The following is a 21,711-nucleotide window of genomic DNA, read 5'->3' as shown; positions in this document are numbered from 1 at the left end:
GGGGCCGGGCGGACGTCAGGTCCCGGGCGGACGTCGGCGCCCGGCGGGCATCCGTCCCCGACGGGCACACCGACGAGGAGACCACCGTGGGTACCGCTCCCCCTCCCGCACGCCGGGCACCCCGCCCCCTGGCGCGTGCCGCCGACGAGTTCCTGCTCACGACCGTCCTGCTGTTCGTGGCCGTGACCGTCGTGCGATGGCTGCGCGACCCCGGCTCGCCGCTGTGCGTCGCGGACCTGCGCGTCGCCCTCGTCGCCATCGGGGCGATCAGCGGCGCCGTCCTGACCGGCCTGATCCTCAGCCCGCCCGGGCGGCGCAGCGGGGGCCACACGAACCCCGCCGTCACCGTCGCCCTGTGGCTGATGAAGGCCTTCCCCGGCCGGCACGTGCTGCCGTACGTGCTCGCCCAACTGGCCGGATCGGCCGCGGGGACGGGCCTCGCACGCCTGGTGTGGGGCCGGGCGGTCGGGTTCCCGTCCGTCTCGTACGCCGCGATCCGGCCCGCCCCGGCGTGGCAGCCGATGCCGGTCCTCCTCGCGGAGGTCGCAGGCATGCTGGGGCTGACCCTCGTCATCGCGTTCTTCGTGCTCCGCCCGCGCTTCGTCCGTGCTCTGGCCCCCGTCATCGGCCTGTCCGTGGGGCTGGTGATCGCCACCCTCGGCCCGCTCAGCGGGGGCTCGGTCAACCCGGCCCGGCAGTTCGGTCCCGCGGTCCTCTCCGGACAGACCACCGACCTCGCGATCTACCTGCTCGCCCCCGTCCTCGGAGCGGCCCTCGGGGCCGGGATCCACCGGATGTCCGTCCGGCTGTTCCTCACCGGCTCCGGCCTCCGGCCGGAGCCCGCATCCGTGCCCGCGTCCGTTCCCGCGGGTCCGCCGGCGGGTCCGGGTTCCGCGAGGGACGCGCAAGCGGCCGCCGCCGTCCGGCAAACCACCGAGGGCAAAAGGGTGAGATAGTTTCCCATACCATGACAAAGCGACCGATTCCCCTGAACCTGTTCGGCATGCCCTTCGGTCTCGTCGGCCTCGCGGACGCCTGGCTCGTCGCCGCCGGCGCGGGCCGTGCGCCACGGGGCGTGGCCGACGGGCTGCTGATCCTGTCAGCGGCCGTGTGGGTGCTGGTGACGGTCGCCTACCTCAACCACGCGCTGCGGAACCGCTCCCTGGTCCGGGACCTGACCGACCCGGCGGCCGGTCCGTTCGCGGCCCTGTGCGTGATCGTCCCGATGGTGATCGCCGCGAACGGCCTGTACGCCCACGCGCCCACGGCGGGGCGGGTGGTGACGGACGTCTTCCTCGTGCTCACCGTGCTGCTCGGCGCATGGTTCACCGGTCAGTGGATCTACGGGCGGGTCGACCTCGACCGGTTCCACCCCGGCTACTTCCTGCCGACGGTCGCCGGCGGACTGCTGGCCGCGGCGTGCGCGGGGGCGGTGGGGCAGCAGCGGCTGGGCCAGGTGATGTTCGGGCTGGGGACGGTGTGCTGGATGATCCTCGGCTCCGTGATCATGGGACGGCTGCTGTTCCGCCCGCTGCCGCCCGCCCCGCTGCTGCCGACGCTGGCGATCGAGGTCGCCCCCGCCGCCGTGGCCAGCCTCGCCTACTTCACGCTCTTCAACGACGCCATCGACGGGGTCTCGGCCTTCCTCGGCGGCTACGGACTGCTGATGGTGCTGGCCCAGCTCCGGCTGCTCCCGGCCTACCTGAAGCTGCCCTTCATGCCGAGCACCTGGGCCTTCACCTTCAGCTGGGCGGCCGTCGCCGCCGTCGCGGTCCACTGGGTGGAGCGCCAGCGCACGCCCGGGGCCGCCGCGTACACCTACGTGATCCTCGCCGCGATCACCGTGCTCATCGGCGGGATCGCCCTGCGGACCGTGGTGGCCCTCGCCCGGCGTCAGCTCCTGCCCCCGGCGCCGCCACCGCAGGCGACCCAGCCGCAGGGCGGCGGCGCCTGAGGCCCGTGGGGCCCGGGGCCTACTTCTGCAGGAAGGACTGCAGCAGGTTCGTCACTTCCTGGGGCTTCTCCTCGGTCACCCAGTGGCCCGAACCCTTGATCACGCGGCCGTCGACGCGCGCGTAGTCGCGCCACTGGTCGGCGATCCTGCCGCCGAACGAGCCCTGCCCGCCGATCGCCAGGACCGGCATCCTCAGCTTGCCCTCGGCCAGGAACTTCTTGTTCTGGTCGACGTCACCGCGCAGCTCGCGGTACATCTTCATCCAGGCGAGCGTGCGGCCCGGTTCCTTGAGGTAGTGGGCGTAGAAGTCGTAGTCGGACGGCGTGAACGCGGACTTGTCCACCAGGAGCTCGCCGACGAAGCCCTGGACGAAGACCCGCTCGTGGCCGGAGATGAGCTGCTCGGCGAGCGGCAGCTGGAACAGGCCGAAGTGCCACATCGACGGGGTCTTCGGGTTCGCCTCCAGAGCCGGGAAGCGGTACAGGCTGTCGTCCGGGATGGGAGCCTCCATCACGGCCATCCGGCGGACCTCCCGCGGCCACTGGGCCGCGTAGGCGTAGCTGACCCACAGGCCGACGTCGTGCCCGACGACCTGGACGCCGTTGTTCAGCTTCAGCTTCTTCAGCAGCTCGTGCACGTCGTCGGCCATCTGCGCCTTCGAGTAACCACCCTTGGTGACCTCGGAGTTGCCGGCGCCGCGAAGGTCGACGGCGATCACGGTGTGGTTCTTGGAGAGCGGGCCCATCTGGTCCCGCCACTCGGCCCACGACTGGGGGAAGCCGTGGATCAGCACGACCGGTGAGCCCTTGCCGCCCCGCAGGTAGTGCATGCGGAAGCCGTTCACCTCGGCGTACCGGGACGTGAAACCGGACGGGGGTTTCGCCTGCGGGAAGTCCGAGGGCGACGGTGACCTCGCCACGGCCGCGTCCTGCCCGCTGCCGTCGTCCCGCCCGACGGCGCTCACGCTCGCGTTCGGGGAGACCAGCAGGACGGCCGCCAGCACCGCGAGGAGCGCGACGAACCGGTGGCCGAGGCCCCTTCTCGCTGGGATATCCATGATTCACCCACCTGAAGTCATCATGTGATGCACGTCGTTGGGCCGCCGGCCGCCCACCGGCGCGCGCTCACGGCGGAACGGCCCGCGGAATCCGGGCAGCGCGCAGACGCGTTCCCCCGCGCGTCCCTCGTCCTCCCCGTGCGGCGCTGAACACCGCACGTGCGGGAGCGACGTGACCGCGCTCCGGGCTGTGCCCGCCGCCGGAGGCAGAGCTGGACATCGGCCCTACCGCACCATCATGAGCACAGCCCGCGGGGATACGCCATTGGAGGGAAACATCCAGGTCGGGAGGCGTGTGCCCCCGTCGGCCGGCGACCTCCGCGCGCTCCTCGGCCCTGGGACGGCGCCCCGCGCAGGGCTGCGTTCCGCCGGCGGGTCCGGCTGGGGGTGCCCCCGGTGACGGAGACGCAACATGTGGCGCCGCGCACCCCGGCACCCGGAACGCCGGTCCCCGGTGGCAGGCGGTCGTCGCCGCCTGCCCGCGTCACGCCGCGGGCCCCTGACCCGGACGGTGCCGGGACGACCGCCGGGCGACGTGTCCGGCGGCGTGGCGCAGCGAACGCCACGTCACCGCCGCCCAGGCCGCCGCGAGCAGGACGTAGAGCGCCACCGCCGTCCACACGAGGAGCTGGGAGCCGGTGCGGGCGGCGAGGACGCCCGTGCCGGTGACGCAGGCGCCCAGCGGGAAGATGAAGGACCACCAGGTGGGCGCGAAGGGCAGTCCCGCCCTCAACTGCCGTACGGTGAGCGCCGTGGCGAGCGCCAGCCACAGCATCGCGAAGCCCCACAGCCCGATGCCGCCCAGGAGTGCGAAGGCGGCCGCGCCCCGTGCGGACGGGCCGGGCAGCGCGCTCGGCGCCGCCGTCGCCAGCGTGCCCATCGCCGTCACCGCCTGGTCGATCGCGCCCAGGCCGATCCACACCGTGGGCACCACGGCCCCGGTGGGCGCGTCGTGGTGGACGAGCCGGCTGTAGACCATCGCCAGCACCAGCAGCACCGCCACCAGGCCGAGCCCGAGCATCGCGTAGCACGCGAGCAGCAGGGCCAGCCGGGCCTGCCCGGCGGGGGCGTGCGGGACGAGCAGCGCGCCCGTCGCGGCGGAGACCAGCGGCGGCACCACCGGCATCAGCCAGCCGCCGAACGCGGCGTCCGGGGCGAAGCGGTGCCGGGTGACCATCAGGTAGGGCACCGCGCAGGCCGTGACGAGGCCGAGTGCGGTGCCCAGTGACCACAGCACCCAGTCGGCGGTCAGGGCCGCGCGCTCCCCGAACAGCGGTCCGCCGAGCAGCAGCGTCCCGGCCCCCACGGTGAGCAGGGCCATCGGCGGTGCGCCGAGGAACTGCGCCAGCGCCGGGTCCGCGGCGTGCGTCCGCAGCGCCCGCTGCCGCAGGTAGCCGGCGACGAGGACGACCAGGAGCAGCGCGGCCCCCGCCCAGACCACCGTGGCGGCGTCACGCAGCCACGGTGAGCTGCGCGGCAGCGTCACCGCGGCGTTGGCGACGATCCCGGTGCCCATGACGGCGGCGAACCAGCCCGGGCCCAGATGGGGGCGCCGCGTCCCGGTCCGCGCGCCCGGCCGGGCACGTGGGGTGGCGTGCCGGGGTCCCGGGTCCCTCGGGGGCAGCAGGAGGGTCCGGGTGTCGCTGGGCTCGGGTGTCACGGCGGAGAACGCTTCTTTCCTCGGATCGGGGATCGCCGGCGGCACTCGGCGGAACGGCACCCCGGCCCGACGGCTCACGGGCCGCGGCCGAAGCCGTCGGCTCGTCGGCGGCCCTCCGACGTTACGGTGACACCCGGCTCCCACCGCATCACAGCGTGTGCCACGACGCCCTCACTTCGGGACGTCGGCCTCTTGCGCCGTGCCGGTGCGTTGGGTAGGGGCTGGGGGGCGCCCCGGTGGGAGGTCCTGATGTGACGCCTCCCGGGCACGTCGCGCTCTCCGCGCCGGCCCCGTACCGGCCTAGCCTCGAACACGCCACACGGTCAGCGGTGCGCTGCCTCCTCCGGCACGCGGAGGGGACGCTCCCCCGCCGGGAGCGAGGCGCCGGAAGACGAGGTCCTCGGGCCGTGCCGGCCCGGGGACCACGCCCGCCATCGCTGTCCCGAACGAGGAAAGAAGGCGATCCACCCAGTGGCGTCGACATCAAGCGCCGAAGAGCCCGCACTGCGCGGTCCGGAGTTCGGCCTCAACGAATGGCTCGTGGACGAGCAGTACGAGCGCTACCTCAACGACCCCGGATCGGTCGACGCGAGCTGGCGGGACTTCTTCGTCTCCCCCGGCTCCCCGGCCGCGACGGCGGACCGGCGGGAGCGCACCGGCACCGCGGCCCCCGGCGACGACGCACGGGACGCGGCGGTCAAGGCCGTCCGCGTGGCCGCCCTCATCCACGCCCACCGGGTGCGCGGGCACTTGGTGGCCGAAACCGACCCGCTCGCCGCCGGACCGGCGGCCGGGCACCCGGAACTGGACCTCGCGGCCTTCGGACTGGGCGACGGGGACCTGGAGTCGGAGTTCGTCGTCGACGGCTTCGCCGGACGGGCCACGATGCGCCTGCGCGAGGTGCTGGACGTCCTGCGCACCGCCTACTGCGGGACGGTGGGCAGCGAGTACATGCACATCCAGGACTTCGGGGAACGCCGCTGGGTCCAGGAACGGGTCGAGGCGCCCCCGCCGCGGCTGGACCGGGCGGGCCAGTTGCAGGTCCTCTACCGGCTGGGCGCGGCGGAGGCGTTCGAGACCTTCCTGCAGACCAAGTACGTCGGCCAGAAGCGGTACTCGCTCGAGGGCGGCGAGTCGGCGGTCGTGCTGCTCGACGCCCTGCTGCTGCGCTGCATCCGCGACGGGGTGGGGGAGGCGGTCATCGGGATGGCGCACCGGGGCCGGCTCAACGTGCTGGCCAACATCGTCGGCAAGTCGTACCGGGACGTCTTCCACGAGTTCGAGGACGCCGCGGACATCCTGTCCGCCCAGGGCTCCGGCGACGTGAAGTACCACCTCGGTGCGGAGGGGACCTACCGTGCCCTGGACGGCCGGTCGATCCCCGTCTCCGTCGTGGCGAACCCCTCGCACCTGGAGATCGTCGGGCCGGTGGCCGAGGGCGTCGTGCGTGCCAAGCAGGACCTGGCCGGCGGCGACCGGGCGGACGGTGACGGGGAGCCGGGCGAAGGGGCCTTCCCCGTCCTGCCGGTCGTCGTCCACGGCGACGCCGCGTTCGCCGGGCAGGGGGTCGTCGCCGAGACGCTGAACATGTCGCAACTGCCGGGCTACCGCACCGGCGGCACGGTGCACGTCGTCATCAACAACCAGCTCGGCTTCACCACCGCGCCCGCCAGCGGCCGTTCCGGCACCTACGCCACCGCTGTGGCGCGGACGGTCGAGGCCCCGGTGTTCCACGTCAACGCGGACGACCCCGAGGCGGTCGTCCGGATCGCGCGCCTGGCCTTCGACTACCGCCAGGCGTTCCACAAGGACGTCGTGATCGACCTGATCTGCTACCGCCGCCACGGGCACAGCGAGGTCGACGACCCGTCCATCACCCAGCCGGCCATGTACGACCGCATCGACGCCCGGCCCTCCGTGCGCAAGCTGTACGCGCAGTCGCTGGTGGAGCGCGGGGACGTCGACGAGTCGCAGGTGGCGGCGGCCCTGCGGGACTACCGGGAGCGGCTGGAGCGGGCGTTCGCCGAGACGCGGGCCCTGCCGGCGCCCGGCTCCGGTGCGACCGCCGGGCCCAGGGGCGTCCCCGGGGAGGACGCCGAGGCTCCCGTGCCGACCGCGATCACCGAGGCGACCGCACGCAGCGTCATCGCGTCCCAGACGGCCCAGCCCCCGGAGTTCACGGTGCACCCGCGCGTGCTGCCGCAGCTCCGCAGGCGCACCACGATGCCGGACGCCGGCACGATCGACTGGGCCACGGCCGAGACGCTGGCGATCGGCTCCCTCCTGTCGGAGGGGGTGCCGGTGCGGCTGTCAGGACAGGACTCCCGGCGCGGCACGTTCGGCCAGCGGCACGCGGTGCTCACCGACCGGCGCACCGGAGCGGAGCACACCCCGCTGAACGGCCTCGGCCCGGGCGCCGCGCGGTTCTCCCCCTACGACTCGATGCTCTCCGAGATGGCCGCCCTGGCCTTCGAGTACGGCTACTCGATGGAGCGGCCCGACGCCCTGGTGCTGTGGGAGGCCCAGTTCGGCGACTTCGCCAACGGCGCGCAGAGCGTCGTCGACGAGTACGTCGCGTCGTCCGAGCAGAAGTGGGGCGAGCGCTCCGGGGTCACGCTGCTGCTGCCGCACGGCCTGGAAGGGCAGGGGCCGGACCACTCCTCGGGCCGGATCGAACGGTTCCTCCAGCTGTGCGCGCAGGGGAACATGACCGTCGCCGTCCCCACGCTGCCCGCCAACTACTTCCACCTGCTCAGGCGTCAGGCACTCGGCGAACGGCGGCGTCCGCTGGTCGTGTTCACCCCGAAGTCGATGCTGCGGCTGAAGGAGGCGACCTCCGCGCTGACGGACTTCACCACGGGCTCCTTCCGTCCCGTCCTGCCGGACGCGGCGGCCGACGGTGCCGGGGTCCGGCGGGTGCTGCTGTGCTCGGGGAAGGTCTTCTACGACCTGGACGCCCACCGGCGGAACACCGGCGTGCAGGACACGGCGATCGTCCGCCTGGAGCGTCCCTATCCGTTCCCGGACGCGGAACTCGGCGCGGAACTCGCCCGGTTCCCCCGTGACGCCGAGGTGCGGTGGGTGCAGGAGGAGGCCGCTAACCAGGGCGCGTGGTCCTTCGTGAGGCCGCACCTCGAGCGGCTGGCCGGGCACGCCGTGGGCTGCGTCAGCCGGCCGCCCGCCTCGGCTCCCGCGGTGGGCTCCGCCCGGCGGCACGCGGCCGAGCAGCGGGAACTCGTGGAGTCGGCGTTCCGCTGACCCCGCGACGGGGCCCGGCGCGCCGGGCTGTGTCGTCACGTGCCCTTCCCCGGCTTTCGGCCGGGGAAGGGCACTGCCTATCCTGTCGCACCGGGGCGGAGCCGTAGCGCAGAGGTAGTCGCGTGCGGTCTCCAGAACCGTGAGGACGCCGGTTCGGTTCCGGCCGGTTCCGCCCTCCCGTCCCCTCCGCTCCTGTGCTCTCCGCTCCGGGACCGGCCGCCGGATGTCACGGTCGGGGTCGCGGCCCTCACCGGCCAGGAGGTCGAGGCTGTGGCGGTCGCTGCACAGGCGCCGGTACGTCACGGCGCCGGGTGCGATCAGTCCGTCAGGGCGTCGCGCCCGGTCGCCGAGGCGACCGCAAGGACCCGCAGTCTCACGTCCGCGACCGCCGGCAGTCGCGTCCGGCGGGCCCCCGGCATGGTGGAGGCAGGGCGCCGGAACGCTGTCGAAGACCCCGTGGTGGCCCCGGGTCACCAGCCGGAGGAGGCGTTCCTCCGGCGGCTCGTGCAGTGTGTCGCTGCGTGATCCCGGGCCGGCCGGACGCCCGGTGTGCCGCCCAGGTCCTGAGCCGGCCGTGGCCCCGCACCACACGTCCGTGCGGGCCGGGGAGAAGGCGCCTTGCACGGCAGATACGGTCGCTGGGCCCGCCCGAGGACGTACGAGCGCCACCGGGGCCGCGCCCGGGCCCGTCCGGCTCAGACTCCGACGGCGGGCGGACCTTCGCCGGCGGGCCAGGACACGCGAAGGGTGCCGGTTCCGGGCCCGAACCAGACGTGCCGACAGTTAATGTGACGTCCCGTCACCGAGGTCCGGATCCGGCCGCTTCCGCGGTGCCCGGGCCGGTCGTGCGGAAGCCGGCCCGGAAGGCGGCGGGGGTCACGCCCAGATGGCGGACGAAGGCCCGGCGGAGCGATTCGGGTGAACCGAAGCCGGTGCGCCGCGCCACGACGGCCATGGGGTCGTCCGCGGTCTCCAGCACCGCCTGGGCGGCCTCCAGCCGTACCTGCTCCACGTACCGGCCGGGACTCGTGCCCACCTCGTCGTAGAAGAGCCTGGTGATGTGACGGACGCTGACGCCCGCCCTGCGGGCCATCGCCGACAGCGAGTGGTTGTCGCCGGGGTTCTCCGCGACCGAGTCCAGGACCTCGCGCAGCATCTCCTGGCGCGGCTGCGGCAGCCGCGAGCGGGCGCTGAACTGGGACTGTCCGCCGGGCCGTTGCATGAAGACGACCATGTCCTTGGCGACCGCCCGGGCGACCTCCGCCCCGTAGTGCTCCTCGACGAGGGCCAGGGACAGGTCGATCCCGGCGGTGACGCCGGCGGAGGTCATCATCTTCCCGTCGCGCACGAAGATGGCGTCCGGGTCGACGCTCACGGCCGGGTAGCGCAGGCCCAGTTCACGGGTCTGCCGCCAGTGGGTCGCCGCCCGCCGGCCGTCGAGGAGGCCGGCCGCGGCCAGCAGGAAGGCGCCCGTGCAGACCGACGCCGTGCAGTGGGCCCCGTCGCTCAGTCCACGTACGACGTCCAGCAGCGCGTCGTCCTTGACCAGGGTCTCCCACTCCGGGCCGCCCGGGACCACCAGGACGTCGCTGGGGTCGCGTACGTCGTCGACGGACAGGTCGGCGCTCAGACGCGTCCCGGCGGCGGTGACCACGTCCGCTCCGTCCTCGGAGACGACCTGCACCCGGTACGGGCCGCCCCAGTCGTTCGCCGACGCGAAGACCTCGATGGGGCCCGTCACATCGAGCAGGCGCACCCCGGGGAAGACGAACACCCTCACCGTGAGCGGACCCGCTCCGGAGCGCTTGTGCACCATGGGACACCTCCCGGTCATGCGCCGCGCGCACCTCGCCCGCCGCGGCTCGTCGCCTGAGCGGGGGGAACCCGGGGCCGCCCCGGCGGCCCGGCCGTTCCCCGGTTTCCACCTCTCATCGTGCGCCCGCCGCCCTCGTCCCGGCCACGACCTGCTTGCTCCCTGCTGGGAGGCGGAACCTCCCAGTCCTCACTCCCGCACCGCCGGCCCGGGGTCCGTCGCGGCGGCCGTCGCCGAGCCGCGGGCGCCCAGCAGCGCGAGGCAGTCCGGCCACAACGGGCCGAGTCGCGCCGCGTCGCCGTACAAGGTGGCGAACAGGACCCGGCCCTCCACCTGGGCCAGCAGGGACCGGGCCGCCTCGCGCGGGTCCGCGACGCTCACCTCGCCCCGCACCCGCGCCTCCTCGACGACCGACCCGACCATGCCGACCTGGGCTTCGCAGATCTCCCGCAGGCGTTCCCGGACGGCCGCGGTCTGTCCGCCCGCCTCCGCCGCGAAGCCGGCGAACACGCGGACCGGGACCGCTCCGCAGTCCCGTCGCGCGTCGCGCCGCCGGACCCCCGCCGCCTCGAACAGGGCCCGCAGACGCGGCAACGGCTCGGCGCCGGGCCCGAGGAGACGGAGCCAGGTGCGCCGTTGCGCGTTCCAGTGCTCGTCCACGACGCTGAGCGCGAGCGCCTCCTTGGAGGCGAAGAAGTAGTGGAAGCTGCCCCTGGGCACTCCGGCGGCCCTGCAGACCTCCGCCAGGCCCACCGCCGCGTAGCCGCGCTGGTCGAACAACGCGTGGGCTGCGCGCAGAATCCGCTCCCCGGCACCACCGGCATGTTCCATGACGTCGACCATACGACCGGTCGCCTACCTCTTCGGCGGTCACGTCCACATCCGAGGGCCCGATGTCCTCCGATGCCGCGACGGGCCTCGCCCGTACGCGCGTTGCCCCTCACGGACGGGACGACGGAGACGAAGGGACGGACCGCACATGGACCCGGCAGGACCACGCACGACCCCGACGCAGGACACCGACGGCTTCCGGCCGGAACTGGTCGTCATCCCCTGCGGCTCCCGCAAGCTGGACCACCGGGCCAGGGCGGCCGACCTGTACACCGGCAGCTACCACCGGGCGTGCCGGAGGGCCGCCGAGGCGCTGCGCCCCGACCGGCTCCTGATCCTCTCCGCGCGCTACGGCCTGCTCGACCTCGACGACGAGATCGACCCGTACGACACCCCGCACGGGCATGCCGACGCGGTGACCGCCGCGCTCCTGCGCACCCAGGCGGAGGGCCTCCGGATCACCGACGCCGACCCGGTGCTCGCCCTCGGCGGTGCCCGTCACGTCGCCCTCGCGAAGGCCGTGTGGCCGCACGCCCAGACCCCGTTGGACGGGACGCGCGGCATGGGTGAGCAGTTCGCCCGGCTCGCGGCGATGGCCCGCCTGGCGGGTACGCCGTCCCCCGCCACGGCGAAGGGACGCGACGCGCGACGGGCCGCGGCACGGCGCCGCCTCACCCCCTGACCGGGTCGCCGCGGCCCGCACGGACGCGGGGTCGCGGGGTCGCGGGGCCGGACCGGTCTCCTCAGGCCGCCCTCGGATCGTCCTTCGGGTCGACGTACTCCAGGGAGATCGGGCCGATCGCCGTGACCTGCGTGATGTACTGCCCGGACTTCGCCCAGTGGAAGTGGGGGGTACCGCCCGGCAGCACGATGCCCGCCCCGGGTGGGTACGCCAGCAGCCGGTCCTCGTCGAAGGTCTCTCCGAGCCCGATGTAGAAGACGCCCGAGATGACCGTGTACACCCGGTCCTCTTCGTGCCGGTGCGGCATCAGCCTCTCGCCGGAGGGCAGTTTGACGCGGACCACGTAGGGCGCGGGCTCGGCGGGGTTCCCCACGACGACGGCGAGACGGGCCGCCGGCGGGAACGCCGGGAAGGTCCGCCACTCGACGTCCTGCGGCAGGAACGACCGGAACAGCTCCTGGCCCGGCTGGTGGGTGACCATGGTCGGGACCTCCGTCCGCGAGGCTCTGGCTCGGCCCGCCCCGCTTCCCATGGTGCCCGCGGCCCACCCGGGGCTGCCATCCGGCCCCCCGGGGGACACGGCGCCGCCCGCCTTTGGGCCATCGGGACCGGAGCGGCGCGCCACGCGAGCGGGCGGGCGCGTTTCCGTGGCCGCCGGTGCCATCCTGCCGACGTCGCCGGCCGACGTCGCCCACACAGGAGCCCCCATGCCAGGACCCCCCACCCGTGTCGTCGCCGACCCCGCCCCGCTGGGTCTGGCCGCCTTCGGGGTGACGACGTTGATGCTCGGCCTGTTCAACGCCGGGGTCCGGCCGGAGCTGGCCGCCGCGGTCCTTCCGACGGCGTTCCTGTGCGGCGGTGTCGTCCAGCTGGTGGCCGGGGTCTTCGAGCTCAAGCAGGGGGGAACCTTCGGCGGCACGGCGTTCTCCCTCTTCGGGGCGTTCTGGATGTCCTACGCCGTGTACGCCCACGTCATCGAACCCACGCTGCCGCCCGACGACGCGCACATCGCCACGGGGGTGTTCGCCCTCCCCTGGGCGGTCGTGGCGGCCTACCTGACCGTGGCGACCCTGCGGACCACCGGCGTGCTCCTCGCCGTCTTCGTGAGTGCCACGACGACGCTCATCGTGCTGTCCGTCGCCGAGTTCGCGGACTCCGACCCCGCGCGGCGGGCCGGCGGGGCCACCGGCCTCGTCAGCGCGGCGCTCGCCCTGTACGGATCCTTCGCCGGCGTGATCAACACGACGTGGGGACGGCATCTGATCCCGACCTTCCCCGACCCGGGGAAGCGCCTCGCCCGCCTCGGGCGCCGGCGGAACCGCCCCGTGTCCCTCACGTCCTCCACCGGCGAACGGGAGACCTCCCTCGCCGAGGCCCGGCAGGAGCGATGACGCGGGACCGTACCGGCGGCCTGCGACCCGGCTAGACCGGCCAGGCCGGCCAGGAGACGCCCGTCAGCTGCTGCGAGCGCTCCCACAGGCGGCGGCCGAGTTCCGGATCGCGGGCCGCTCCCGACAGCCGTACGGGAACGGGGTGCCCGGACCGTCCGCCCCGGCCGTCGGGGCCGATGTAGGAGCCGCCGGGGAGACCGGGCTCGGTCGCCGCGAAGAGCTGGGGCAGCGCTCCCATCTCCGGGCTCTGCGCGAAGAGCCGGCCGGAGACGCGCATGGCGATCCCCGTGAGCCCGGTGCCCTTGCCCTGCATCGGCGTGTTGCTGTAGCCGGGATGCGCGAGAACGCTGGTGATGGGCACCGCCGACGACTGCTCGCGCCGGGCGAGCTCCGCCCCGAAGACGGCGTTGGCCAGCTTGGACGCCGAGTAGCCGGCGAGCGGCGTGTAGGTGCGGGACCACGCGACGTCGTCCAGGTCGAGTTCGGCCTTCTCGTGCAGGTACGAGGTCACCGTGACGACCCTCGGCGCGGCCGACCGGCGCAGCGCCGGTTCCAGCAGGGCCGTCAGCGCGAAGTGGCCGAGGTGGTTCGCGGCGAGGTGCCGCTCCGCGCCCTGCGGCGTCACGGAGTGCCCGACCATGGAGATGCCCGCGTTGTTGACGAGGACGTCGACGGACTCCTCCGCGCCGATCTCCTCCGCCGCCCGGCGGATCGAGTCCGGGTCCAGCAGATCGAGCCGGCGCACCTCCACGTCGGCGCCGGGGTACGTTCCGCGCAGCGTGGACGCCACCGCCTCACCCCGCGCCGCGTCACGGACGGCGAGCAGCACCCGGCCGCCGTGCGCGACGAGTTCGCGCGCCGTCACCAGACCGAGGCCGCTGGTGGCCCCCGTCACGACGAAGGTGCGGCCGTCCTGTGCGGCCATCCGGTCGGCGGTCCACCCGCGACCCTTTTTGCCCATGTTCGTTGCTGGAACCGCCGACATCTCCGGATACCGCCTTCTCGTTGACACGTCCCGCCGAAGGCCCGCAGCGGCGGGCCCCGGGCCGTGCACGAAGCTAGACCTTGCCATTAATGTGAAGGTCAAGCGATGACGGCGGGACACGCCGTCCGCAGGGACGTCCGGAGAAGGAGAGCGCTGTGAAGATCGGGGAACTGGCCGCGAAGACGGGTGTCGCGACGCGGCTGCTCCGCTACTACGAAGAGGTCGGCATCCTGCACCCGTTCCGGAGCCCGAACGGGTACCGCAGTTACGGCGAACCCGCCATCGACCGCGTGCTGCAGATCCGCGAACTGCTCGAGGCCGGTCTCACGACCGACATGATCCGCGAGGTCCTGCCCTGCCTCGAGGCCACGAAGGAAGAATCGGACATCACGGAGTGCCCGGCGGCGGCGGACCTGGACGGGCTGCGCCAGCAGCTCAGCAGCATCGAACGGCGGATCGACGTGCTGCAGCGCAACCGCGACGCGATCAAGAGGTTCCTGCGGGCCTGGGACGTCGCCCGGCCCACAGGCGACTGACCCGCGCCGGCCTCCTTGCGGGCCCGTACGGCGAGCGGGCCGGCACGGGGCACAGGGGGCACGAGGCGCGCGGGGCCGGCGGACGACGGGGGGCCCGGGCCGGTGGCGGGCCCCCGAGGGGCGCGCGGCCCCGGGCGGGGCCGAGGGCGGCACGCGATCGGCGTACCGCCCTCGGCACGATTGCGCGCGGCTGCCGTCGCCGGGTGCGACGACGGCGGCCACGTCCGTGCCGCGGCGGTCAGCCGCGGACGATGTTCTCCGCCTGGGGGCCCTTCTGCCCCTGCGTCACGTCGAAGGTGACGTGCTCACCCTCCACGAGCTCGCGGTAGCCGTTGCCGGAGACGTTGGAGTAGTGGGCGAACACATCAGGACCGCCCCCGTCCTGTGCGATGAAGCCGAAGCCCTTCTCCGAGTTGAACCACTTCACGACGCCAGATGCCACTGTGTTCGTTCCTCACATGCTGCTGATGCGCCGCACCCCGTGGTGCGCCGCCGGACCCCGTTGCTGGGCCCTGGCCTTGCTTACCGGATGAGCCGCCTCTCGCGCCACCGATTACGGGCGTGTCCAGCATCTCTCCGGTACGACCTCCGCTGCCCGGGGGCCCGGTCGGGTGGCCGGAACGGCCTCGCGGGGCACCGTTCGCGGCATTCGTCCGGACGTATCCGAAAGCCGCCGCCGACGTCGGCCCCGTTCGTGCCCGCGTGCGCGTCACGAGGTCCCGGCGGAGTCCGGCCGGCGGCCGGCCCTCGTCATCCGGACGTGTCCCCGAGGGCCGCGGCGCGCAGGGCGGCGGCGAGGCGGGCGACGGGTTCGGCCGGCGGCCGGGGAAGCCGGGCCAGGACGAGGCGCCGGTGCTCCTGCGGGCCGCCGCGCACGGGCAGGACGCGTACTCCGGGCGGCGCGGCCGGGGCCAGCGCTGACGGTACGGTCGTCAGCCCGCACCCGCCGGCCACGAGGTGGAGTTTCGCCAGCCAGTCACGGGCGGTGTGGACGATCTCGGGCCGTTCGTCCAGACCCGGCCACACACCCAGGAGCCGGTCCGAGCCGGACGACGAACCGGCGATCCACTGCTGCCCGCGCAGGTCCTCGACGTCGACGAAATCGCCCCGGGCCAGGGGGTGTCCGGCCGGCACGGCGACGCAGAGTGCACGCTCCGAGAGCGTCCGCAGCACCAGTGGGGGCGACTCGTCGTCGGGTGCGCGGAAGGGCGGGGCCGAGGACAACAGGGCCAGGTCGATGCTGCCGGCCCGCAGGGCGCGCGCCAGCGCCGCCGTCCCGCCCTCGCGGCTGATGACGCGCACACCGGGCGCCTCGCGCCGCAGGGCGGCGAGGGCCTGCGGGACCACCGTCGTACCGGTGGTGGGCACCCAGCCCAGACGCACGGTGCCGCCCTGCGGGGGCAGGCCGGAGAGGTCGCGCGCGGCCGCGTCGATCTCGTCGAGCACGACGGTCGCACGGCGCATGACGAGCCGCCCGGCCTCGGTCAACCGCACGCCGCCGGGCCGTCGTTCCAGCAGTTCCGCGCCCGCGGTGCGTTCGATCGAGGCGATCTGCCGGGAGACCGCCGACTGCGTGTACCCCAGCGCGGCCGCCGCCGCGGTGAACGTCCCCTGCTCGGCCACCGCCCGCAAGACGCGCAGGGAGGTCAGCGACACATCGGTGAAGTCCATGACGTCCACGGATACCACGTGTGCGGGACGTGCCGGCCCGGGGCGGGTCGCCGGGCCCGGAGCGGCGTCCACCGGCGGTCGGTCATGCCGTCCCGGCGTACCGCTCCCGCGCGCCGGCTTCCTCGCCGGCGGCGCGCACGGCGGCGAGCGGTGGGCCACACCACGGAGGGTGCGCGCCTCGCGGAGCGCGTCGCCGCGGACGGCGTCCGGGTTGGGGTCACCCGGCGCCGGCGGGGCGGTGTCACGCCTGGCCGGCAACCGGCCGGGCGCGATCCATCTCGTCGTCGGCGATCCGGTTCCCGTGGAAGCCGAAGGGCACGCGCCGGGGCGGGTGCGCCCCGCCACCGGCGCGGCGGTGCCGGATCCGCGCCGCTCATCGTGCCGCGTTCCCGTCCGTGCCGTCCCGCCCCGGGCCGGCGGGCCCGAGGGGTTGTTCGGACCAGACCGTCTTCCCGCCCTTCCCGTAGCGGGCGCCCCACCGCTCGGCGAGCTGGGCGATCATGAACAGGCCGCGGCCGCCCTCGTCGGTCGTCCGGGCGTGCCGCATGTGCGGGGAGGTGCTGCTGCCGTCGAAGACCTCGCAGATGAGCGTGCGGTCACGGATGAGCCGGAGCGTGACGGGGTCCGCGCCGTAGCGGATGGCGTTGGTGACCAGCTCGCTGACGACCAGCTCGGTGGTGAAGCTGTGCTCCTCCAGCCCCCAGGCGGCCAGTTGCCGGACCGCCTCGGACCGGGCGGACGCGACGGCCGCGGGGTCGTGGGGGATGTCCCAGGACGCGACGCGCCCCTCCCCCAGGCCGCCCGTCCGTGCCAGGAGCAGCGCGACGTCGTCCGCGGGCGTGCCGTCGGCCAGGCCCACGACGGCGGCCTCGCACAGTTCCTCCAGAGGGGCCCAGGGCGCCGCGAGGGCGTCGACCAGGTGCCGGAGCCCGCGGTCCGTGTCGAGCGAGCGGCTGTGGATCAGGCCGTCGGTGTAGAGCGCGAGGACGCTGCCCTCCGGCAGCGGGACGCAGAGGGCCTCGAAGGGCAGGCCACCGAGCCCGAGGGGCGGGCCGCTGGGAAGGTCGAGGAGCCGGGCGTCGCCGTCCGGGGTGACGAGCACGGGCGCCGGGTGCCCGGCGCGGGCGAGCGTGCAGTGCCGGGAGACCGGGTCGTAGACGGCGTAGAGGCAGCTCGCCCCCAGGACGCCGGACGGATCGGCGGCCCCCAGGGCGATCCGGCTGACGACGTCGTCCAGGTGGGCGAGCACCTCGTCGGGGGCGAGGTCGATGTCCGCGAGGGTCTGCACGGCGGCACGCAGGCGTCCCATGGTGGCGGCGGCGTGGATGCCGTGTCCGACGACGTCGCCGACGACGAGGGCGACCCGGGCCCCGGACAGTGGCAGGACGTCGAACCAGTCGCCGCCGACGCCGGCCTCCGTGTCGGCGGGCAGGTAGCGGTAGGCCGCCTCGACGGCGTTCTGCGCCGGCAGGTCCACCGGGAGCAGGCTGCACTGCAGGGTCAGTGCCGCGGCGTGCTCGTGGGTGTAGCGGCGGGCGTTGTCGATGCAGACCGCGGCGTGCGCGGTGAGTTCCTCGGCGATGTCCAGGTCCCCGGGCCGGAAGGGACCGGAGTCCCGGGAGCGTGCGAAGGTGGCCGCTCCCAGCGTGGTGCCGCGCGAGCGGATGGGCACGGTCATCCGGGAGTGGACGCCGAGGCGGCGCTCGTGGACCCCGCGCACCGGGTCGTCGGCGTCGCGCCGGTGGTCGCCCGGGTCCACATGGGAGACGAGCGACGGAAGGCCGCTGGACATCGCACGCGCGGTGGGCGACCGCGGGGGGCACGGGCAGGGCCCGCCCCGCGGGACGGGCGGCGGGACGTCGCCGCGGGTGGAGCGGTAGCCGGCCGAGCGCAGGCTCGCCGCGGCGGCGTCGGCCGGTCCCGGCGGCGGCTCCTCACCGCGGAGCACCATCGCGAGGAGGTCGACGGTGACGTGGTCGGCGAGGCCGGGGACGGCGGCGTCCGCCAACTCCTGCGCGGCGGAGGCGACGTCGAGCGTGTTGCCCATGTGCTTGCGGGCCTCGTTCAGCAGCGTGAGCTTCTGCTGGGCGCGGTGGTGGTCGGTGGTGGACAGGACGATGTAGCAGACGCCGAGCGCCCGCCCGTCCTCGGCCTCCAGCCGGAAGCACGAGGTGGAGTAGGCCACTTGGTCCGGGTCCGCCAGGACGCGTCCGAAGTGCTTGCGGCCCGAGGAGGCGATCCCGGTCTCCAGGACCCGGCAGATCTCGGCCTGGGTGCGCGCCATGTCCAGTCCGGGCAGGACCTCGGCCGGGTGGCGGCCGAGGAACCGCTCCCGGGGAACGCCGCACATCTCCTGCATGGCGTCGTTCACCCAGGTGAAGCGCAGTTCGGTGTCGAGTACGGCCATGCCCACCGGCGCGGTGGAGGTGATCCCCTCCAGCAGGGAGCGGCTGGCGCGGGCCCACCAGGTGCGGGCGGTGTCGGCCGCGAGGATCACACGCACGGCCGGCCCGCCCGGGGCGGGGACGGGCAGGATCTCGACCTCCAGGTCGAGGCGGCGGCCGTCCCCGCGGCGTACGACCTGCCGGCCCTGCCATCCGCGCTCCGCTCCGAGCCGGCCGGCGAGACCGGGGGCTCCGGCCTCGGGCGCCCCGGTTTCGACGGCTCCGGTTTCGACGGCTCCGCCCTCGGAAGCTCCCGTGCCCGAGGCAGGGAGGACGTCCGCCAGGGGCCTGCCCACCGCCTCGCGGGCCGGGCAGCCGAGGAGGGCCGCCGCCCCGTCGTCCCATCCGCGGACGACCGCGGCGTCGTCGACCACGATCACGGCCGTCGCCGGACCCAGGGGGGTACCTGCCGCCGTGGAGGGACCTCTCGTGGGAGCACCCATGCCGGCCATCCCTTGCAGCTGTGTCCCGGGTCGGACGCACCGCTCCCATCCGGATACCGGGCTCTTTCCACCCTAACCGGGGCAGGTCTCCCCGACCGGCGCCCCCACCGGTCCCGTCGCCCGGCCACGGCCGCCGCCACCTGCGCGCTTGCTTGTCCTCGGGTGAGGACTTACCGTTGTCCTCAGCTGAGGACATCCCGTCCCCGCTGCTCACAGCGGCAGAAAGGCCGGCTTCGCCATGCCCATCCCCGTACGCCACCTCGGTCCCGACGAACTCGCCGTCGGCGCCGTGGGTTACGGCGCCATGAGCTACGCAAACCCCTACGGGCAGTCCGGCTACGACCCCGAGCGGTCCGCCCGGGAGATCGTCGACCGCGCGCTGGACGCCGGGGTCACCCTCTTCGACACCGCCGAGGGCTACGGCGACAGCGAGGAGATCCTCGGCCGCGCGACGGCCGGGCGCCGCGACCGGCTCGTGCTCGCCACCAAGTTCGGCATCGTCTCGGGTCCCTTCGGCGGGTCCGAGGCCCGGATGGACGGCAGCCGCGGCTACATCCGCAAGGCCGTCGAGCGCTCCCTGAAGCGACTGGGCACCGACCGCATCGACCTCTACTACCAGCACCGCGTCGACCCCCGGACACCGATCGAGGAGACGGTCGGTGCGATGGCCGAACTCGTCGCGGAGGGCAAGGTCCTCCACCTGGGCCTCTCCGAGGCCGCGCCGGACACCCTGCGCCGTGCCGCCGCCGTGCACCCGATCACGGCGCTGCAGACCGAATGGTCGCTGTGGGAGCGCGGGATCGAGTCCGAGATCCTTCCGGTGTGCCGGGAACTCGGCATCAGCGTCGTCCCGTACAGCCCGCTGGGACGCGGCGCGCTCACCGGCACCCTCACCTCGCGCGAGGAACTGCCGGAGAACGACCACCGCCGCGCCCTGCCCTGGTACTCGGAGGCGAACTTCGACCGCAACATGCGGACGGTGCGGGCCGTACGCGACATCGCCGAGCAGCACGAGGCGACCCCCGGGCAGGTGGCCCTCGCCTGGCTGCTGGCCAAGGCCCCGGACGTCACCCCCATCCCGGGCACCCGCCGGGCGGCCTTCCTGGCCGAGAACGCCGCCGCGGCCGAACTCGTCCTGACCACGGAGCAGCTCGCCGCCCTCGACGCCCTCACCGTCACGGGCGACCGGGAGCAGGCCTCGGCGATGGCCGCGGCCAACTGGTTCGACGGCGTCACGCCGCCCCTGCCGGCCTGACCGTCCGGCCGCGGGGGCCCGGTGCGCGCCGCGTCCTCCCGTGGCCGACCCGGACTCCCGTGGCCGGCCCGGATCCCGGGAACGGCCGGGCCGGTCATGAGGCGCACGCACAGGGGCGGTGCGCGTTCCTCATTGGACGCGTCAACCACGGGAATTTACCGTGGTCACGAGGGCCCCCGTCCGGGCCGGGGGGGCCCCTTGCCCCTGCGAAGGAGTACGTCCATGGCCGACAGCGCCACCGCCGGGGACCCGCGTGCCGCGGACGAGGTGTTCGACCACGTGATCGTGGGAGGAGGCGCCGCCGGAAGCGTGCTCGCGGCACGCCTCAGCGAGGAACCGCCGGTGCGCGTATTGCTGCTGGAGGCCGGGCCGGCGGACACCGACGCGCGCATCGCGCCGCCGCACGGCCTGTTCCAGGGGCTGCTGCGCGGGGAACTCGACTGGAGCTACGACACCGTGCCCCAGCCCGGGCTCGGCGGCCGCGGTGTCCCCCTCTCGGCGGGGCGCGTCCTGGGCGGCGGCGGTTCCATCAACTACCAGGCCTGGTACCGGGGTCACCGCTCGGACTACGACGGCTGGGCCGGGCAGGGGATGAAGGGCTGGAGCTACGAGGAGGTCCTGCCCGCCTTCCGCCGCAGCGAGGACCACGAACCGGGGGCTTCGCGCCTGCACGGCGTCGGGGGCCCGATCCCGGTCACCACGCCGAAGGACGTCACCCCGCTGTCGGCGGCGTTCGTCGCCGCCGGCGTCGAGTACGGCCTGCCGCTCAACCGGGACTTCAACGGTGCCGAACTCGACGGCGTCGGGCCGCTGTACAGCAACGTCCGGGACGGCGAACGGTACAGCTCGGCCCGCGGCCACCTGCGTCCCGCCATGGGCCGCCCCAACCTGACCGTCCGCACAGGCGCGTTCGCGCGCCGCGTGCTGCTCGACGGCACGCGCGCGACCGGCGTCGAATACACCGACGCCGCGGGCACGCACCGTGCCCGCGGCCGCTCCGTGATCCTGTCGGCGGGGGCGGTGCGCTCCCCGCAGTTGCTGATGCTGTCGGGCATCGGCCCGGCCGCCCACCTGGCCGCGTGGGACATCCCCGTGGTGCAGGACCTGCCGGGGGTGGGAGCCGGCCTCCAGGACCATCCCTCGGCCCTGGTCGGCCGGCCCGTGGTGCGCGGCTCCACGTGGCTCGACGCCCACAGCGAGGAGAACCGGGCCCTGTACGCCGCACGTCGCCGGGGACCGCCGGCCTCCATCGGCCAGGCCGGCGCCTTCCTGCGCTGCGGCGGCGCCGCCGAGGCCCCGGACACCGAGCTCACCCCGATGCTGATCGACCTGCTCGGCAACAGGGCGCCCGGGTTCTCCTGCCTGGTCACGCTGCTGGCCCCGGAGAGCCGCGGCACCGTGCGGCTCGCCTCCACCGACCCGGCGGCGGCGCCGCTCATCGACCCGCGGTACTACGCCGCGGCCGCGGAGCGGGAACTGATCGTGGCCGGACTGCGCAGCACCCTGGAGCTGTGCGACAGCCCGATCACGCGCGCCCTCATCGGCCCCGCCTCGTACCCCACCGCCAGGGACGACGCCTCCCTGCTGCGGTCCGCCCGTGAGTCCACGGTCTCCATCAACCACCCCGCGGGCACCTGCCGGGCGGGCGACGACGAGCAGTCGGTCGTCGACCCCGGGCTGCGGGTGCACGGCATCTGAACCCCGCACACCCCGACCGCCGCGAGCGGCACC

The 21,711-nt window shown here is 74.5% G+C and carries 17 protein-coding genes and 1 tRNA gene; 9 read left to right on the top strand and 9 right to left on the bottom strand.

Going from position 1 to position 21,711, the window contains the following annotated elements:
* Positions 1-86: 86 nt before the first annotated feature.
* Both ABZ479_RS04400 and ABZ479_RS04395 read left to right on the top strand, forming a co-directional pair.
* Complete coding sequence (locus tag ABZ479_RS04400) at positions 87-956, top strand: MIP/aquaporin family protein (RefSeq protein WP_500459821.1); 870 nt, start codon at positions 87-89, stop codon at positions 954-956.
* A gap of 11 nt (positions 957-967) precedes the next feature.
* Positions 968-1,954, top strand: coding sequence for an SLAC1 family transporter (locus ABZ479_RS04395; protein WP_500459819.1), 987 nt, complete (start codon positions 968-970; stop codon positions 1,952-1,954).
* A 19-nt stretch (positions 1,955-1,973) separates the two neighbouring features.
* Here ABZ479_RS04395 and ABZ479_RS04390 read toward each other — a convergent pair whose 3' ends face one another.
* On the bottom strand, positions 1,974-3,011 hold the full coding sequence (locus ABZ479_RS04390) for an alpha/beta fold hydrolase (protein ID WP_500459818.1): 1,038 nt from the start codon (positions 3,009-3,011) through the stop codon (positions 1,974-1,976).
* A gap of 484 nt (positions 3,012-3,495) precedes the next feature.
* Positions 3,496-4,671 (bottom strand): TDT family transporter, encoded by a 1,176-nt coding sequence (locus ABZ479_RS04385; protein WP_500459817.1) that lies wholly within the window; start codon positions 4,669-4,671, stop codon positions 3,496-3,498.
* 471 nt (positions 4,672-5,142) lie between these two features.
* Between ABZ479_RS04385 and ABZ479_RS04380 the strand changes: the two genes are divergently transcribed.
* Together ABZ479_RS04380 and ABZ479_RS04375 are read left to right on the top strand one after the other, a co-directional pair.
* Positions 5,143-7,929 (top strand): multifunctional oxoglutarate decarboxylase/oxoglutarate dehydrogenase thiamine pyrophosphate-binding subunit/dihydrolipoyllysine-residue succinyltransferase subunit, encoded by a 2,787-nt coding sequence (locus ABZ479_RS04380; protein ID WP_500459816.1) that lies wholly within the window; start codon positions 5,143-5,145, stop codon positions 7,927-7,929.
* Positions 7,930-8,026: 97 nt separating this feature from the next.
* Positions 8,027-8,101 (top strand) — tRNA-Trp (locus ABZ479_RS04375).
* Between the two features lie 627 nt (positions 8,102-8,728).
* Here ABZ479_RS04375 and ABZ479_RS04370 read toward each other — a convergent pair.
* Positions 8,729-9,745, bottom strand: a complete 1,017-nt coding sequence (locus tag ABZ479_RS04370; RefSeq protein WP_499600400.1) for a GlxA family transcriptional regulator — start codon at positions 9,743-9,745, stop codon at positions 8,729-8,731.
* A 186-nt stretch (positions 9,746-9,931) separates the two neighbouring features.
* A complete protein-coding gene (locus ABZ479_RS04365; RefSeq protein ID WP_500459814.1) occupies positions 9,932-10,573 on the bottom strand; it encodes a TetR family transcriptional regulator in 642 nt (213 codons plus the stop codon).
* Positions 10,574-10,721: 148 nt separating this feature from the next.
* Here ABZ479_RS04365 and ABZ479_RS04360 point away from each other — a divergent pair, with 148 nt between their 5' ends.
* Complete coding sequence (locus ABZ479_RS04360; protein ID WP_500459813.1) at positions 10,722-11,255, top strand: DUF6884 domain-containing protein; 534 nt, start codon at positions 10,722-10,724, stop codon at positions 11,253-11,255.
* Between the two features lie 61 nt (positions 11,256-11,316).
* Here ABZ479_RS04360 and ABZ479_RS04355 read toward each other — a convergent pair whose 3' ends face one another.
* On the bottom strand, positions 11,317-11,736 hold the full coding sequence (locus tag ABZ479_RS04355) for a cupin domain-containing protein (RefSeq protein ID WP_500459811.1): 420 nt from the start codon (positions 11,734-11,736) through the stop codon (positions 11,317-11,319).
* A 226-nt stretch (positions 11,737-11,962) separates the two neighbouring features.
* On the opposite strand from ABZ479_RS04355, the gene ABZ479_RS04350 reads away from it, so the two are divergent.
* Entirely contained in the window at positions 11,963-12,646 is a 684-nt protein-coding gene (locus ABZ479_RS04350) for an acetate uptake transporter (protein ID WP_500459810.1), read from the top strand.
* Between the two features lie 31 nt (positions 12,647-12,677).
* Here ABZ479_RS04350 and ABZ479_RS04345 read toward each other — a convergent pair whose 3' ends face one another.
* The gene (locus tag ABZ479_RS04345; RefSeq protein WP_500459809.1) at positions 12,678-13,607 is read right to left on the bottom strand and encodes an oxidoreductase; all 930 of its coding nucleotides are present in this window, start codon (positions 13,605-13,607) and stop codon (positions 12,678-12,680) included.
* Positions 13,608-13,786: 179 nt separating this feature from the next.
* Here ABZ479_RS04345 and ABZ479_RS04340 point away from each other — a divergent pair, with 179 nt between their 5' ends.
* Complete coding sequence (locus tag ABZ479_RS04340; RefSeq protein WP_500459807.1) at positions 13,787-14,167, top strand: MerR family transcriptional regulator; 381 nt, start codon at positions 13,787-13,789, stop codon at positions 14,165-14,167.
* A 238-nt stretch (positions 14,168-14,405) separates the two neighbouring features.
* Here ABZ479_RS04340 and ABZ479_RS04335 read toward each other — a convergent pair whose 3' ends face one another.
* The 3 genes from ABZ479_RS04335 to ABZ479_RS04325 all read right to left on the bottom strand — a co-directional run bounded on the left by ABZ479_RS04335 (position 14,406) and on the right by ABZ479_RS04325 (position 18,725).
* The gene (locus tag ABZ479_RS04335; RefSeq protein ID WP_500459805.1) at positions 14,406-14,609 is read right to left on the bottom strand and encodes a cold-shock protein; all 204 of its coding nucleotides are present in this window, start codon (positions 14,607-14,609) and stop codon (positions 14,406-14,408) included.
* Between the two features lie 308 nt (positions 14,610-14,917).
* Positions 14,918-15,838, bottom strand: coding sequence for a LysR family transcriptional regulator (locus tag ABZ479_RS04330; RefSeq protein ID WP_500459804.1), 921 nt, complete (start codon positions 15,836-15,838; stop codon positions 14,918-14,920).
* A 373-nt stretch (positions 15,839-16,211) separates the two neighbouring features.
* Complete coding sequence (locus ABZ479_RS04325) at positions 16,212-18,725, bottom strand: SpoIIE family protein phosphatase (protein ID WP_500459803.1); 2,514 nt, start codon at positions 18,723-18,725, stop codon at positions 16,212-16,214.
* A gap of 238 nt (positions 18,726-18,963) precedes the next feature.
* Here ABZ479_RS04325 and ABZ479_RS04320 point away from each other — a divergent pair, with 238 nt between their 5' ends.
* Positions 18,964-19,980 (top strand): aldo/keto reductase, encoded by a 1,017-nt coding sequence (locus ABZ479_RS04320; protein WP_500459802.1) that lies wholly within the window; start codon positions 18,964-18,966, stop codon positions 19,978-19,980.
* A 222-nt stretch (positions 19,981-20,202) separates the two neighbouring features.
* Positions 20,203-21,678, top strand: a complete 1,476-nt coding sequence (locus ABZ479_RS04315; protein WP_500459801.1) for a GMC family oxidoreductase — start codon at positions 20,203-20,205, stop codon at positions 21,676-21,678.
* Positions 21,679-21,711 lie beyond the last annotated feature (33 nt).

The sequence above is a fragment of the Streptomyces sp. NPDC005722 genome, from assembly GCF_040630935.1.
In the GTDB taxonomy this organism is placed as follows: Bacteria; Actinomycetota; Actinomycetes; order Streptomycetales; family Streptomycetaceae; genus Actinacidiphila.
Note: the sequence above shows the minus strand (reverse complement) of the source record. Positions and strands in the feature narration are given on the sequence as shown.

Excerpts from the sequence above, each read along its gene's own strand:
- ABZ479_RS04395 (WP_500459819.1), top strand. The coding sequence starts at position 968 with ATGACAAAGCGACCGATTCCCCTGAACCTGTTCGGCATGCCCTTCGGT.
- ABZ479_RS04390 (WP_500459818.1), bottom strand. The coding sequence starts at position 3,011 with ATGGATATCCCAGCGAGAAGGGGCCTCGGCCACCGGTTCGTCGCGCTC.
- ABZ479_RS04370 (WP_499600400.1), bottom strand. The coding sequence starts at position 9,745 with ATGGTGCACAAGCGCTCCGGAGCGGGTCCGCTCACGGTGAGGGTGTTC.
- ABZ479_RS04365 (WP_500459814.1), bottom strand. The coding sequence starts at position 10,573 with ATGGAACATGCCGGTGGTGCCGGGGAGCGGATTCTGCGCGCAGCCCAC.
- ABZ479_RS04360 (WP_500459813.1), top strand. The coding sequence starts at position 10,722 with ATGGACCCGGCAGGACCACGCACGACCCCGACGCAGGACACCGACGGC.
- ABZ479_RS04355 (WP_500459811.1), bottom strand. The coding sequence starts at position 11,736 with ATGGTCACCCACCAGCCGGGCCAGGAGCTGTTCCGGTCGTTCCTGCCG.
- ABZ479_RS04350 (WP_500459810.1), top strand. The coding sequence starts at position 11,963 with ATGCCAGGACCCCCCACCCGTGTCGTCGCCGACCCCGCCCCGCTGGGT.
- ABZ479_RS04345 (WP_500459809.1), bottom strand. The coding sequence starts at position 13,607 with ATGGGCAAAAAGGGTCGCGGGTGGACCGCCGACCGGATGGCCGCACAG.
- ABZ479_RS04330 (WP_500459804.1), bottom strand. The coding sequence starts at position 15,838 with ATGGACTTCACCGATGTGTCGCTGACCTCCCTGCGCGTCTTGCGGGCG.
- ABZ479_RS04325 (WP_500459803.1), bottom strand. The coding sequence starts at position 18,725 with ATGGGTGCTCCCACGAGAGGTCCCTCCACGGCGGCAGGTACCCCCCTG.
- ABZ479_RS04320 (WP_500459802.1), top strand. The coding sequence starts at position 18,964 with ATGCCCATCCCCGTACGCCACCTCGGTCCCGACGAACTCGCCGTCGGC.
- ABZ479_RS04315 (WP_500459801.1), top strand. The coding sequence starts at position 20,203 with ATGGCCGACAGCGCCACCGCCGGGGACCCGCGTGCCGCGGACGAGGTG.